The sequence below is a fragment of the Rhizobium sp. AQ_MP genome, assembly GCF_014237835.1.
Taxonomy (GTDB): Bacteria; Pseudomonadota; Alphaproteobacteria; order Rhizobiales; family Rhizobiaceae; genus Allorhizobium.
Window position 1 is genome coordinate 30,070 of record NZ_JACJVI010000010.1, and the last position, 13,286, is coordinate 43,355.

A 13,286-nucleotide genomic window follows, 5' to 3' on the forward strand; every position below is an offset into this window, starting at 1 on the left:
GTGATGGAGAGCCGATGAACTACGCGATACGCACGAACACATGGATTGGTCTTCATGAACACCGGAAACGAACTGGATCGATTTGACTGGGACGCCGAAAAGCGTCGTTCCAACGTTCAAAAGCACGGGATAGACTTCATTGACGCAGCACGGTGTCTCAAAGAGGGACCCAGGCTTGACTTGGCGTCAAACAGAGGTGGTGAGTTTCGCACTCTTGCGATCTGCCCCATGAACGCCAAACTAATCGCCGTAGTGTTCACAATGCGCGGCGAGATCTGCCGAATAATTTCCGCGAGGGCGGCACGAGACGATGAGCAAAGAAAATATCGTCAGTTATACGATTAAAGAAATCGAAGAGATGATCGCCCGGGGCGAGAGTCAGACTGACTGGGCCCGCGTCGATGCAATGACGGACAAGGATATCGAGCGCGCCATGCGCGACGATCCCGACTGGAAGGACTTCATGGACATCGACTGGTCCAAAGCGAAGATGGTGATCCCCGACCGGAAGAAGGCGATCTCGATCCGTCTGGACCCTGATATCATCGACTTCTTTCAGGCGACCGGCAAAGGCTACCAGACGCGCATCAATGCGGTCCTGCGCCATTTCGTCGATGAGCAGAAGCGCTCCAAGCCCTGAAACGCAAGACGCCGCCCGGAGGCGGCGTCGAATGAGCGGGGCGCCGGAACAGGCCGTTACTTCAACAGGTCCTTGACCACGCCCGAGGCCTTGGCGAAGTCCATCTGGCCCGCATAACGCTCCTTGAGAGCATTGATGCATTTGCCCATGTCGCGCAGACCCTGTGCCCCGGTTTCGTTGATCACCGCAGCGCAGAGCTCGCGCACCTTCTCGTCCGAGAGCTGCTCGGGCATGAAGGACTTGATGATGACGATTTCCTCGCGCTCCTGAGCCGCAAGCTCCGGACGATCATTGTCGGCGTAGATCTTGGCCGACTCGTCCCGCTGCTTGATCATCTTCATCAGGATCTGCATGATTTCGTCATCGGTGACGGGATCTTTGCCAGCGCCGCGATGGGCAATGTCACGGTCTTTGATCGCCGTCTGGATTAGACGAACGGTCGATGTCCGGCGGACATCCTTGGCCTTCAGGGCCTCTTTCAGCGAGTTGGCGAGCGTGTCGCGTATCATTTTCTTCTCCGTGGAAGAGCCCGTTCACCGTGAACGATTGTGGCTTTTCCGTGTTCGTTGAGTGGTTCTCATAGCCAGACATCTGCTGCAGTGCAAACGAATTGAGCAAACCATTGAAATGGCTTGGGAGAAATCCGGCGCGTAAACAACTCGGCAATTGACCTCTCACAACGATCCGTCTATTGCTCGGCACCTGCACGCAAATTGTCATCAGGGCTGAAAACGCGCGACTTCGCGCGTCCCCGATCTGCAACATAGATGGTCCCGCAAAACCGGTCCGACAAGGGGCGGGCATGCGGGCGAACAAGGAACGACCATGACCGCGACAGCCCCCTGGACGACCCGCAAGCCAACTGCCCTCCTCGTTCTCGCCGACGGCACAGTCATCGAGGGCCACGGCATTGGCGCGACCGGCAAGGTGCAGGCCGAGGTCTGTTTCAACACGGCGCTCACCGGATACGAGGAAATCCTGACCGATCCGTCCTATCTCGGCCAGATCGTCACCTTCACCTTCCCCCATATCGGCAATGTCGGCACCAATGATGAAGACATTGAAGATCTGACGCCTGCCGCCCGCCACGGAGCCGTCGGCACCATCTTCAAGGCGGACATCACGGAGCCTTCAAATTATCGTGCCGCAAGCCATCTCGACGCCTGGCTGAAGAGCCGCGGCATCATCGGCCTCTCCGGCGTCGACACCCGGGCGCTGACCGCCTGGATCCGCGAAAACGGCGCGCCGAACGCAGTGATCGCCCATGACCCGAACGGCGTGTTCGATATCGAAGCGCTGAAGGCGGAAGCCAAGGCCTGGAGCGGCCTCGTCGGCCTCGACCTCGCCAAGGTCGCAACCTCGGGCCAGTCATCCGTGTGGAGCGAGAAGGCCTGGTCCTGGACCGGAGGCCACACGACGCTCGGCCCGGCGGACGCCAAGTACCACATCGTCTGCGTCGACTTCGGCGTGAAGCGCAACATCCTGCGCCTCTTCGCCGGCCTCGACTGCAAGGTGACAGTCGTTCCCGCGACCACCTCGGCCGAGGACATCCTCGCACTCAACCCTGACGGCGTCTTCCTGTCGAACGGCCCGGGAGACCCGGCAGCAACGGGCGAATATGCCGTTCCCGTCATCCAGAACCTGGTCAAGAGCGACAAGCCGGTCTTCGGCATCTGCCTCGGTCACCAGATGCTGGGCCTCGCGCTTGGCGGCAAGACCGAGAAGATGCATCAGGGCCATCACGGCGCAAACCACCCGGTGAAGGACTTCACCACCGGCAAGGTGGAGATCGTCTCGATGAACCACGGCTTCGCAGTCGACTCCAAGTCGCTGCCGGAAAGCGTTGAAGAGACTCACGTTTCCCTGTTCGACGGCACCAACTGCGGCCTGCGCCTCAAGGGCAAGCCGGTCTTCTCTGTCCAGCACCATCCGGAGGCCTCGCCCGGTCCGCAGGACAGCCACTACCTCTTCCGTCGCTTCATCAACATGGTGCGCGAGACCAAGGGCGAGCCGGCATTGGCCGAGCGCTGAAATCAGTCAGACAAATGATGGAATGACACGGCCCGGGATCAAACCCGGGCCGTTTGCATTTCCCGCCTGACTTTCAGGTAAAACCGAAGGCTCAGCATGACGGCCGCACTGACCAATCCCACGCAGAAGCCATACCAGATACCGATGCCGCCGACGCCGAGCGGGAACGCCATCAGCCAGGCGAGGAAAAAGCCGATCGGCCAGTAGGAAACGAGCGCCAGAATCATCGGCACCCGTGCATCCTTCAGCCCGCGCAGAAGCCCGGCAACGATCGCCTGCAGCCCGTCAACGAGCTGGAACAAACCCGCGATGATGACAAGCGGCCCGGCATAGGCAAGCACAGCTGCGGCATCCGGCGTGTTCTCGTTCAGGAACAGCGAGGCGAGCGGCCCTGGCATGATCAGGAACAGGAGGCCGCCGGCAAATGAAATCAGTGCGGCGATCGAAACAACCGTGATCGAGGCCCGCACCAGTTGCGGATAGTTCTTGCTCCCATGGGCCAAGCCAACTCTCACGGTCGCTGCCTGGGATAGGCCAAGCGGCAGCATGAACGCAATCGACGACAGCTGCATCGCGATGCCATGCGCGGCGAGCTCAATCGTTCCGAGCCGTCCCATCAGCAGGGCAGCCGCACTGAAGAGGCTCACCTCCGCCAGAACCGTAACGCTGATCGGCAGGCCGAGCATGACCACCTCACGGAAAGCATGCCAGTCGGGACGCCAGAACCGGACGAAGAGCTCGTAGCGACGCGTCTCCTCGCGCGTCTGGATATAGATCACCATCGCAATCAGGCTGACCCACTGGACGATGACGGCGACGATCGCGGCACCCGTCATGCCAAGTGCCGGCAATCCGAAATGCCCCAGCACCAGAGCATAGGCCAGAATGGCGTTGAGGATCAGGATCCCAACCGTGATCCAAAGCACGATCCGTGCCCTGCCGGTTGCGCTGACAAGCGCACGCAGAACGGCAAACAGCAGTGCCGGCAGAAGACCGAGCTGAGTGATGAAGACATAATCTGCCGCAAGCTTTGCCACTTCGGGCTTCTGACCGAAAGCAAGCAGGATGGCCTCGGCATTAAAGAAAAGCGGCATGGTCAGGAGCAGGTAGAGGATCGCGACCCACATACCCATTCGGATAGACCGGCGCACGGAAACCACGTCGCCTCTGCCATAGGCCTGGGCCACCATCGGCATCACGGCCATCGAGAACCCGGATCCGAAGATGAAGATCGTAAAGAAAAAATTCCCCGCGAGCACCATCGCCGCGAGCGAAACCGCACCAAGCTGACCTACGATGATCACATCCGTCGTGTGGATGCCGAGCTGTGCGAGCTGCGCGCCGATCAGCGGTATGCCAAGCGACAGCGTCGCGCGAATATGCCACGACCAGCTTCCGGCGCCCTGGGGGGCGGCTGTGCGGGTCTCAAACGTAACAGCATCAGCATGCATGACTTAAATCTCAACGAAAAAAGCCGCTTCCAAGAACTGGCAAGCGGCATGTCGCAGATGGATAAGTGCGGACGAGCCATCAGACAAGACGAAATCACCAAAGTGCAGAATTTTTGGTCGAAACTTCACCAAAATTGATGAAATAAGTGGCAGGGAGAAGTCGCTACGGGGCCGAACAGTCCTTTTCGCGGTTGTTGCTCCCGGTCTAAGGTCAGGCCTCATACCGCAGGAGACGAGAAACGGATGCTGGACTTGATGTGGAAGGGGGCGCTGATCGGCGCCGGCGCAACGCTTGCCATGGACCTCTGGGCCGTCGTGCTGACAGCCGTCTTCAGGCAGCCCAAGCCCAATTGGGCACCCGTCGGCCGCTGGTTCTATCACCTGAAGAACGGGCGGATCTTTCACCAAAGCATCGCCGATGCCGAACCCTACGGCCAGGAACTTGCGCTCGGCTGGATCGCCCATTACGCCGTCGGGATCGCCTATGGCATCATGCTCACCCTGATGGTCGGCCCGGCCTGGTTGGCGTCCCCCACCCTGCTCCCGGCCTGGGTCTGGGGGCTCGTCACCGTCGCCGCGGGCTGGTTCCTGCTGCAGCCGGGGCTTGGGCTCGGCTGGGCAGCGTCAAAAACGCCAAACCCGAACAAGGTCCGGGCCCTCAATCTTGCGGCACATACCGTCTTCGGCCTCGGCCTCTGGGCCACGGCGCTCCTCATCGCATAACCGAAGCACCCCGTCAGATGGCGCCCGAGAACGTATCGCAGGCGCCGACATCGCCGCTTTCATAGCCACGCTTGAACCATTTCATCCGCTGCGCCGACGTTCCGTGATTGAAGGCATCGGGCACGACATAGCCCTGGCTGCGCTTTTGCAGCGTGTCATCGCCGATCTGCTGCTTGGCATTCAGCGCCTCCTCGAGATCGCCGTCGGAGAGGATGCCCTCCTTGTCCGCCGACTTGGCCCAGATGCCGGCATAACAATCCGCCTGCAATTCGACGCGCACCGACAACTGGTTTGCTTCCCTCTGCCCCATGGAACGACGCTGCCGGTTGAACTCCGGGAGCACGCCCGTCAGATTCTGGACGTGATGCCCGACCTCGTGGGCAATCACATAGGCCTGAGCGAAGTCACCGGCCGCATCGAATTGCCGCTCAAGCTGATCGAAGAACTCGGTGTCGAGATAGACCTTGCTGTCGGCGGGGCAATAGAACGGGCCTGTGGCGGAGGAAGCCTGCCCGCAGGGCGAAGAGGTCGAGCCCGCGAAAAGCACCAGCGTCGGCTCCCGGTATCGTTCGCCGGACGCCGAGAAGATCGCGTTCCAAGTGGTCTCCGTTTCGGCGAGCACGGTGCGGACAAAGGCCGTGGTCTCATCGCTAGCCTGGCCCGACGGTCGCTCGCCGATCTGCTGCTCATAGCTCGAGCCGGCGCCGCCGACATTTCCCTCACCCAAGACCTGCAGCATGTCGATGCCCATGGCCTTGAGCACGAAATAGATGACGACGAGGAAGATGATCGTTCCGAAGCTTAAGCCCCCACCACGCCGTCCACCCATCGGGATCTGGATGCCGGAACGGCCGAAGGGATTGCGGCCCAGGCCCCCTCCAGAGGATTGCCCACGCCGATCCTCGATATTGTCGGATTGTCGACGACCTCGCCATTCCATGCTGTTGTTCCCTCTCACATCTGCCCCTGACAATGAGAAGATAGCCGAACTGTTCCGCAACACCAGCAATGATGCATATTCACAAGCCATCATGCCTTGTGCCGTTGGCCTCCCTGCCTCAACCACCACTGAAACAGCGCGACGACGACGAGCAGCATTCCGATCGCCAGAAGGTGGACCTGCCCCTGCCCTTCGCCAAACAGCAGCTTGTGCATCAGCCGACCGGGCAGAAGCGTGAAGGCGCCGGCCGTCAGCAGCGCCAGCGAATAGAGATTGCCAACATGCCGTCGATGCTCGGCAATACGACCGGCCCGCGCGGCAACCACCGCCTGCCAGCTGCCGATCAGCGTCATCACCGAAAGGATGTGGATGGGACTGAAACCAAAGTAGAGGCGCAGCGAATGAATGAAGAAGCTTGAGAGTGACGTCACCACCATGACGCCGATCCAGATCCGCCCAAGCATCCTGTGGGTCTTCGTCCCCTTGGGCGCGATCAGCAGATAGGCTCCAAGCAACAGGGCGAGGAAAGCGGTGGCGACATGAATCTGGATGGCGGGTGCGGCCTTCAGGAGGAGAGAAAACGACATGGGACTTGCCTTGAACGGGTGCACGGTTTCAATGGATGATGTCGTGCTGATCGCGCCAGGCGGTCCGCATGGCAAACGCCTTGCCGTCGATGTCGAGAGAAATACGTGAACAGCACCGTCTTGCAGTCTGCGCTTCGTGAATGGACATCGCTGATGCGCTCGCCGCGTCTCTGGGCAACATTCGCCATCGTGGTTGCGGTCTTTGTCGCCGTCGGCCCCTCGGGCACAATGCACGACATGGGCCTTGCCGAGCGGGCGGCCTTCTGGACGCTGCTGCATGGTGCGGCCTGGACCGTCGCGATCCTGATCATCACGCTCGCGGAGATCTGGCTCGCAGGGCGCCTGGTGAGCACGCCGCTGCTCCTGACGATCAACGCCCTGATCGCCGCGCCCTTCGTCGCGTCAGTGGTGGAACTGGTCCGCTGGTCGTGGATCGGCGCGACGCCGACCCTCGCGTCCTATGGTCAGCAGCTGCTTGTCTGCCTGCCGCTTTCGGTTCTCTTCAGCCTGCTCACCCATCTGACGATGTCGAACGGAGTGGCTGAACCTCAAGATGGCCAAGCCGTGTCGACGGATCCGAAACCAGCAATCAACCTCTCGGGACAGCCGCCGTTGATCGCCCGCCTCAAGCCCGAGATACGCGGTGCTTTGCTCCACTTGAGCGTGGAGGATCACTACACCGTCGTCACCACCTCGCGGGGCCGGCAGCTCATTCTGCTTCGCTTTTCCGATGCTTTGCGCGAAATCGGCGCGACCGATGGCCTGCAGACCCACCGCTCCCATTGGGTGGCAGCGGACCATGTGGCAAAGCTCGAAAAGAGCGGCAGCCGCATGATCCTGCGCCTTAAGTCCGGTGCCGAGATCCCCGTCAGCCGCAGCTTTGCCGAGGCCGTCCGCCGCCGCTTTGGCAACCGCTGAAGCCTCTTAGGTCTTGGCGTAACCGTAGTCCCCGCCACGCGTCAGCGCCCGCTGATAGGCCGGCCGCGCGCGGATCCGCTCCGTCCAGGCCCGCAGAACGCTCAGATCCTTGCCTTGGGCAATGCGCGTCATGCCGGCTTCGACCGGAAAACTCATGGCAATATCGGCCGCCGAGAAATCCCGGCCCGCGAACCAGCCGTCCTTGGCGACCTCATCGATCCACATGTCGAGATGGTCCGAAAGCTGCGGATCGAGCAGTTTGCGCGAGACACCCTGACTGATCATCTGGGCCACCGGCCGGATGAAGAACGGCACCTGCCCCGGGATGCGCGAAAAGATCAGCTTCATCACCAGGAGCGGCATGGCCGAGCCCTCCGCATAATGCATCCAGTAGCGATAGCGCAGCCGCTCCTCGGTCCCTGCGGCAGGCCTCAAGCCCTCCCCGCCATAGGTTTCGATGAGATATTCCATGATCGCGCCGCTTTCGGCCACGACACGTCCCCCATCCTCGATGACGGGGGATTTGCCGAGCCGATGCACCGCCTTCAGTTCCTTCGGCGCCTGATAGTCCTTGGTGCGATGATAGATCTTCACCTGGTAGTCCAGCCCGAGCTCCTCAAGCAGCCAGAGAATGCGATGGGCGCGCGAGTTGTCGAGATAGTGCACGGTGATCATTGGAGACTGCCTTCCATTGTCGTTGCTGGAACTGTCTAGCGGCAGCACGCACCGCCGTCGACCCGCGCCCTGCAACTTAATCGACGGGGAAAGCGGTGGTCTGCACGCGCGAACCACTTGGCAGCCCAGCGCCTGCATGCAAGTTTGACCGCAATACTTTGGGAGGAGTAACAGATGAAGGCAATGCGGCTGGAGGCGACGGGCAAACTGTTCACCCGGGAGGTTGAGAAACCGGCGGCCGGAACAGATGATCTCCTGGTGCGCGTCGAGGCCTGCGGCGTCTGCGGTACCGACAGACATCTCTACCACGGCGAGTTTCCCTGCACCCCGCCCGTCACGCTCGGCCACGAATTCAGCGGGATCGTCGAACAGGTCGGCAGCGCAGTGACGGGTTTCAACGTCGGTGACCGCGTCACCGGAGACCCGAACATCGCCTGCGGCCGCTGCAGCCAATGTGTCAACGGGCGGGTCAATCTCTGCAGGAATCTGAGGGCCATCGGCATCCATCGGGATGGCGGGTTCGCCGATTATGTGGTCATTCCCCACAAACAGGCCTTCCTTCTGCCGGCCAATCTCGACCCGATGCATGGCGCATTCTGTGAACCGCTCGCCTGCTGTATCCACGGCATCGATCTCGCCGACATCAAGACGGGTTCATCCGTGGTCGTGCTTGGCGGCGGCGTGATCGGTTTGTTGACCGTGCAGCTTGCCAGGCTTGCCGGCGCAACGACGGTCATCCTCGTCACACGCCAGGCCGCACGCCGCAGGCTTGCGGAAGACCTTGGCGCGACACACAGTGTCGATCCAGCCCTTGGAGACGTGCTTGCGCAGATATCGGGAGAGACAGGTCTGGTTCCAGGCGGTGTGGACGTCGTGCTCGAATGCGCCGGCGTCGGGGAAACCGTGGTTCAGGCAACCAAGCTCGTCCGTCCGGGCGGGACCGCCGTCATTCTCGGCGTTATGGCTCAAGGCGAAAAGGTCGCAATCGAGCCCTTCGACCTGCTCTTCCGCGAGGTCAAGCTGGTCACTTCCTTCCTCAATCCCTTTACCCATCGCCGCGCAGCCGACCTGATCGCCTCGGGAAAGATCGAAGTCGGCAAACTGATCTCGCGCCGGGTCTCGCTGGACGAGGCCCCAGACGTCGTGCGCAACCCGCCGCAGCCGGGCGAAGTGAAGGTGCTCGTCGTCCCCGGCCTCTGAGCAAGACCTGTCAGAGCGGCGGGCGCCTGTCCTTCCACGGGCGCGCCTGTTCAAGCTGGCCCGCCAATGAAAACAGCGTGTCTTCATCGGCAAATCGGCCGACGAACTGCATGCCGATCGGCATGCCCTCGGTCGACCAGCCGATCGGCACCGACATGGCCGGCTGGCCGGTGACGTTGAAGACAGGTGTCCACGGAATGAATTCGAACGTCTGCGCGGCAAGCTGCTCGGCAATGCCGAGTTTCTTGAGCAGCCTGCCGCCGCCGACATAGCCCAGAACCGTCAGCAGTTTCTTCTCGACGGCACTCGGCTGCAAGGCCCCGATCTTGACCGGCAAGGTCGAGAGCACGGGTGTCATCAGCACGTCGATTTCCTCGAAGAAGCCGAGGATCGAGCGGGCAGAGAGCGTCAGGTAGCGATGCGCCGTGACCAGATCAGCTGCGGTGAAACCCTCGCCCAAAAGACCCATGCCGAAAGACGAGGCATCGTAATCGCCGGGCCTGATCTTCACGCCGAAGGTCTTCGCTGTGAAGTCGATATCGGCCCTGAGTTCTCCCGCCAGCGCCGTGAGGAAGGCCATGGAAAACGCCTCACGCTCGACCGGCGGAGCGGCCTCGATCACCTCATGTCCCAGTTCGGCAAGCAGCTTTACCGTTGTATCGAAGGCTGCCGCGACCTCGGGCGCGACGGCCTTCCCGAGCATCGGCTGTCGCGATACCGCGATCCTCAACCGCCCGGGCGCTCGGTGGACAGCCGCCAGAAAGCTGCCCTCGTGCGGCGGCAGCGGATGCGGCGAGCCACGATCGGCTCCATGCGTGGCGTCCAGAACAGCCGCGCTGTCGCGCACCGACCGTGTCAGCACATGCTCGCCCGCAAACCCCGACCAGGCCTCCCCGATAAAGGGACCGGCCGGCGTGCGCCCGCGCGTCGGCTTCATCCCGAAGACGCCGCAGGCCGAAGCCGGAATGCGGATCGAGCCGCCGCCATCTCCACCGGATGCAATCGGCACCATGCCCGCCGCGACCGCTGCCGCAGAACCTCCAGACGAGCCGCCCGGCGTACGCGTGCGATCCCAGGGATTGCGCGTCGGCCCGTTGGCCTCCGGCTCGGTATAGGGCGTCAGTCCGAACTCGGGCGTATTGGTCCGACCGGCAATCACAAGGCCCGCCCGCTCCCATCGGCTCACCAATTCGCTGTTGCCATGCGCCACGCGTGTCGCCCAGAGGCGGTTGCCATTCCCGGTCGGCACACCGTCGATCTGCGCCAGAAGATCCTTGATCAGGAAGGGAACGCCGGAAAAAGGGCCTTCAGGCAGCCCCTTGCCTATCTTTTGGCGCGCCCGATCGAAGAGCGGGCGGATGACCGCATTGATCTGCGGATTGACCGCTTCGATCCGGGCAACAGCTGCCTCCAGCACTTCGGAGGCCGAAACCTCCCTGCGCCGGATGAGGTCAGCCAGCGCCAATCCGTCATGCTCCGCGTAATCCATGAACATCCAATTCCCCCGATCGACTCGCTCGTCTTCCCCAACCTTCCGGTCAATCGGCCGGTCGATCAAGCAGCTGCGGAAAGAACAGCTCACCTGAATATAAACACCTACTTAACCATAGGGCTCTAAAGTCGATCCCAAACGCCGGAGTGTCTCCGGCATGCTGGCGCTTGCTCGCCGCTTCGCATCCATAGGCTAATGAGGGAACGGCCCATGATCTTCAAATCTGCAACCAGCCGAAACATCTTCGCGACAGTCGCTCTCGGCGTCGTGACGACCATCGGCGTTGCTGCCACGGTGGTTGGCATCAGCCACGGCACGATCCGCGGCGCCGGCATTGACAAGATGCAGACGGCAGCCTCGGACGCAGCCGCGGACATAGAGCAGGATCTGCGCAGCGCCTACCAGATGGTCGCGAGCCTTGGCGTGGCAATCAAGTCGATGAAAGAAAGCGAAATCGCCAACCGCGACAACGTCATCGCGCTCCTCAAACAGACACTGGAAAGCTATCCATCGTCGATCGGACTGCACACCGGTTGGGAGCCGAACGCCTTCGACGGAAAGGATGCAGAATTCGTGGGCAAGCCAGCCCACGATGCGACGGGCCGCTTCATGCCCTACGTTTACCGAGCCGGCGGTTCGATCTCCGTTGATGTACTTGTCGACTACGACAAGCCCGGCGCCGGCGACTATTATCTTTTGCCTGTTCAGACGGGCAAACCCGTCCTCGTTGAGCCCTATGTCTATCCTGTCGATGGCAAGGACGTCCTGATGACGACGATCTCGGTTCCGATCCGGATTGGCGACAAGGTTGTCGGTGACGCAGGGGCCGACATCGAGCTCGACAAAACCGCAGCCGACCTCGCCGCCAAGCGACCGCTTGGAGATGGCTATGTGGCGCTTCTCTCCTCTGCCAATGCCTTTGTCAGCCATCCCGACAAGGCGGTCATGGGCAAGGGCCTGAAGGACAGCGGCCTCGACGCGGCCGCATGGGAGGGCCTCATCAAGTCACCCCGCTCCGTCGGCACCATGATCGACAAGGACGGCATCGAGCGCATGGCGATTGCCGTGCCGATCGAACCCTTCCCGGGTGCCGTCTGGAATGTCGTGGTGGCCGTGCCGAGTGCCACCGTGCTTGGCGCTGTGTCCGAGACCGTCTGGACGTCGGCCCTGGTCATTGCTGGCGCAACTGTCATTCTGATCGTGGTTGGCTGGCTTCTCGCACGCCGCTTCATCGGCCGCATCAGCCGCGTGATCGGCCAGACCACCGAGATCGCCTCCGGTCGCCTGGATGTCGAGCTGACCGACCAGAACCGATCCGACGAACTCGGTGACCTCTCCCGCTCGCTCGCCGTGCTGCTCGACAGCAACCGCAAGAAGGTCGAACTCGAAAAGGCAGCCGAAGCCCGCTACGAACAGGAAGAGATCGATCGCGTCGAGCGCTCGAAGGGCCACAAGGCGCGGGAAGAAGAGATCCGCTTCGTCGTCGACGAATTGCGCGCTGGCCTTGCCCGCCTGTCGGACGGCGACATGACGGTCCGGCTCGAAAAGCCCTTCTCGCCCCAGCTCGACGAAATTCGCGGCAACTTCAACGACTCGATCGAGAAGCTCCGCGCTGCGATGATCTCTTTCCGCGACAACGCCACGACGATCGAGAACGGCTCGAACGAGATCCGCTCGGCTGCCGATGATCTCGCCCGCCGCACCGAACAGCAGGCCGCGTCGGTCGAACAGACATCCGCCGCCCTCTCGCAGATCACCCGCTCCGTCAAGGAATCGACCCAGCGCGCCGAAGAAGCCGGCCAGCAGGTCAGCCGCACCAAGGAAAGCGCTGAGCGTTCCGGCGAAGTCGTGCGCTCGGCCATCGATGCGATGAGCGCGATCGAGCAGTCCTCGCAGTCGATCTCCAACATCATCGGCGTGATCGACGAGATCGCCTTCCAGACAAACCTGCTGGCACTCAATGCCGGCGTCGAAGCCGCGCGTGCCGGCGAAGCCGGCAAGGGCTTTGCCGTGGTCGCTCAGGAAGTCCGGGAACTTGCCCAGCGTTCCGCCAATGCCGCCAAGGAAATCAAGGCGCTGATCACCGCGTCCGGCGAACAGGTCAAACATGGTGTTTCACTCGTCGACCAGACCGGCGAAGCGCTGTCGGCGATCGTCGCCGAGGTGCAGCAGATCAATACTAACGTCCACGCGATCGTCGACGCGGCGCGCGAGCAATCGACCGGCCTGCATGAAATCAATGCGGCCGTGAACATCATGGATCAGGGCACGCAGAAGAACGCCGCCATGGTCGAAGAAACCAACGCCGCTTCCCACACCCTCGTCTCGGAAGTCCAGGCGCTATCGGCCCGCCTCGCCCAGTTCAATCTCGGCGGAAGACCTCATGCTGCAGCGCCCGTTCACTCGGCACGTTCCACCGCAAGCGCGACCCAGACTTCGGCTCGTCCCGCAACACCTGCACGTCCCGCACCGGTCAGCGACGTCCAGCGTCCGGTCGCATCTCCGGCCCGCGCATTGGCAGGCAAGCTCGCTTCCGCCATGGGCGCCAAGCCCGCGCCAAGCGGCGCCGAATGGGAAGAGTTCTGATCAGCGCAGCTCTGCACGAAAAAACTATGGCGGGCCTTGGCCC

The 13,286-nt window shown here is 62.0% G+C and carries 13 protein-coding genes; 7 read left to right on the plus strand and 6 right to left on the minus strand.

Annotated features, from left to right (window positions below; all coding sequences use genetic code 11):
* Window positions 1-54: 54 nt before the first annotated feature.
* Together H6M51_RS15315 and H6M51_RS15320 are read left to right on the plus strand one after the other, a co-directional pair.
* Window positions 55-345 (plus strand): BrnT family toxin, encoded by a 291-nt coding sequence (locus H6M51_RS15315; RefSeq protein ID WP_185810684.1) that lies wholly within the window; start codon window positions 55-57, stop codon window positions 343-345.
* Complete coding sequence (locus H6M51_RS15320) at window positions 311-640, plus strand: BrnA antitoxin family protein (protein ID WP_185810685.1); 330 nt, start codon at window positions 311-313, stop codon at window positions 638-640. The genes H6M51_RS15315 and H6M51_RS15320 overlap by 35 nt, the downstream gene beginning before the upstream one ends.
* 56 nt (window positions 641-696) lie before the next feature.
* Here H6M51_RS15320 and H6M51_RS15325 read toward each other — a convergent pair whose 3' ends face one another.
* Window positions 697-1,149, minus strand: a complete 453-nt coding sequence (locus H6M51_RS15325) for a GatB/YqeY domain-containing protein (protein ID WP_185810686.1) — start codon at window positions 1,147-1,149, stop codon at window positions 697-699.
* Window positions 1,150-1,465: 316 nt separating this feature from the next.
* Between H6M51_RS15325 and carA the strand changes: the two genes are divergently transcribed.
* The gene (gene carA, locus H6M51_RS15330) at window positions 1,466-2,671 is read left to right on the plus strand and encodes a glutamine-hydrolyzing carbamoyl-phosphate synthase small subunit (protein ID WP_185810687.1); all 1,206 of its coding nucleotides are present in this window, start codon (window positions 1,466-1,468) and stop codon (window positions 2,669-2,671) included.
* A 38-nt stretch (window positions 2,672-2,709) separates the two neighbouring features.
* Here the strand turns inward: carA and H6M51_RS15335 are convergent, their stop codons facing one another.
* Window positions 2,710-4,122: an MATE family efflux transporter gene (locus H6M51_RS15335; protein WP_185810688.1), complete on the minus strand. Its 1,413-nt coding sequence runs from the start codon at window positions 4,120-4,122 to the stop codon at window positions 2,710-2,712.
* A gap of 243 nt (window positions 4,123-4,365) precedes the next feature.
* Between H6M51_RS15335 and H6M51_RS15340 the strand changes: the two genes are divergently transcribed.
* Window positions 4,366-4,845, plus strand: a complete 480-nt coding sequence (locus tag H6M51_RS15340) for a DUF2938 domain-containing protein (protein WP_185810689.1) — start codon at window positions 4,366-4,368, stop codon at window positions 4,843-4,845.
* A 13-nt stretch (window positions 4,846-4,858) separates the two neighbouring features.
* Here H6M51_RS15340 and H6M51_RS15345 read toward each other — a convergent pair whose 3' ends face one another.
* Both H6M51_RS15345 and H6M51_RS15350 read right to left on the minus strand, forming a co-directional pair.
* On the minus strand, window positions 4,859-5,785 hold the full coding sequence (locus H6M51_RS15345) for a neutral zinc metallopeptidase (RefSeq protein ID WP_185810690.1): 927 nt from the start codon (window positions 5,783-5,785) through the stop codon (window positions 4,859-4,861).
* A gap of 89 nt (window positions 5,786-5,874) precedes the next feature.
* The gene (locus tag H6M51_RS15350) at window positions 5,875-6,372 is read right to left on the minus strand and encodes a DUF2306 domain-containing protein (protein WP_185810691.1); all 498 of its coding nucleotides are present in this window, start codon (window positions 6,370-6,372) and stop codon (window positions 5,875-5,877) included.
* Between the two features lie 105 nt (window positions 6,373-6,477).
* Between H6M51_RS15350 and H6M51_RS24965 the strand changes: the two genes are divergently transcribed.
* A complete protein-coding gene (locus tag H6M51_RS24965) occupies window positions 6,478-7,290 on the plus strand; it encodes a LytTR family DNA-binding domain-containing protein (protein ID WP_185810692.1) in 813 nt (270 codons plus the stop codon).
* Between the two features lie 6 nt (window positions 7,291-7,296).
* On the opposite strand, the gene H6M51_RS15360 is transcribed toward H6M51_RS24965, so the two are convergent.
* On the minus strand, window positions 7,297-7,965 hold the full coding sequence (locus H6M51_RS15360; protein ID WP_185810693.1) for a glutathione S-transferase family protein: 669 nt from the start codon (window positions 7,963-7,965) through the stop codon (window positions 7,297-7,299).
* Between the two features lie 174 nt (window positions 7,966-8,139).
* Here H6M51_RS15360 and H6M51_RS15365 point away from each other — a divergent pair, with 174 nt between their 5' ends.
* Window positions 8,140-9,165 carry a zinc-dependent alcohol dehydrogenase family protein gene (locus H6M51_RS15365; protein ID WP_185810694.1) on the plus strand — a complete coding sequence of 342 codons (1,026 nt, stop codon included), beginning with the start codon at window positions 8,140-8,142 and terminating at the stop codon, window positions 9,163-9,165.
* A gap of 10 nt (window positions 9,166-9,175) precedes the next feature.
* Here H6M51_RS15365 and H6M51_RS15370 read toward each other — a convergent pair whose 3' ends face one another.
* On the minus strand, window positions 9,176-10,660 hold the full coding sequence (locus tag H6M51_RS15370; protein ID WP_185810695.1) for an amidase: 1,485 nt from the start codon (window positions 10,658-10,660) through the stop codon (window positions 9,176-9,178).
* Window positions 10,661-10,867: 207 nt separating this feature from the next.
* On the opposite strand from H6M51_RS15370, the gene H6M51_RS15375 reads away from it, so the two are divergent.
* Entirely contained in the window at window positions 10,868-13,243 is a 2,376-nt protein-coding gene (locus tag H6M51_RS15375; protein ID WP_185810696.1) for a methyl-accepting chemotaxis protein, read from the plus strand.
* The last annotated feature ends 43 nt before the right edge of the window (window positions 13,244-13,286 follow it).

What these genes read in the sequence shown, in the direction of transcription:
- H6M51_RS15365 (WP_185810694.1), top strand. Translation starts at nt 8,140, where the DNA reads ATGAAGGCAATGCGGCTGGAGGCGACGGGCAAACTGTTCACCCGGGAG.
- H6M51_RS15315 (WP_185810684.1), top strand. Translation starts at nt 55, where the DNA reads ATGAACACCGGAAACGAACTGGATCGATTTGACTGGGACGCCGAAAAG.
- H6M51_RS15370 (WP_185810695.1), bottom strand. Translation starts at nt 10,660, where the DNA reads ATGTTCATGGATTACGCGGAGCATGACGGATTGGCGCTGGCTGACCTC.
- H6M51_RS15350 (WP_185810691.1), bottom strand. Translation starts at nt 6,372, where the DNA reads ATGTCGTTTTCTCTCCTCCTGAAGGCCGCACCCGCCATCCAGATTCAT.
- H6M51_RS15335 (WP_185810688.1), bottom strand. Translation starts at nt 4,122, where the DNA reads ATGCATGCTGATGCTGTTACGTTTGAGACCCGCACAGCCGCCCCCCAG.
- H6M51_RS15375 (WP_185810696.1), top strand. Translation starts at nt 10,868, where the DNA reads ATGATCTTCAAATCTGCAACCAGCCGAAACATCTTCGCGACAGTCGCT.
- H6M51_RS15320 (WP_185810685.1), top strand. Translation starts at nt 311, where the DNA reads ATGAGCAAAGAAAATATCGTCAGTTATACGATTAAAGAAATCGAAGAG.
- H6M51_RS15340 (WP_185810689.1), top strand. Translation starts at nt 4,366, where the DNA reads ATGCTGGACTTGATGTGGAAGGGGGCGCTGATCGGCGCCGGCGCAACG.
- H6M51_RS15345 (WP_185810690.1), bottom strand. Translation starts at nt 5,785, where the DNA reads ATGGAATGGCGAGGTCGTCGACAATCCGACAATATCGAGGATCGGCGT.
- H6M51_RS15360 (WP_185810693.1), bottom strand. Translation starts at nt 7,965, where the DNA reads ATGATCACCGTGCACTATCTCGACAACTCGCGCGCCCATCGCATTCTC.
- H6M51_RS15325 (WP_185810686.1), bottom strand. Translation starts at nt 1,149, where the DNA reads ATGATACGCGACACGCTCGCCAACTCGCTGAAAGAGGCCCTGAAGGCC.
- carA (WP_185810687.1), top strand. Translation starts at nt 1,466, where the DNA reads ATGACCGCGACAGCCCCCTGGACGACCCGCAAGCCAACTGCCCTCCTC.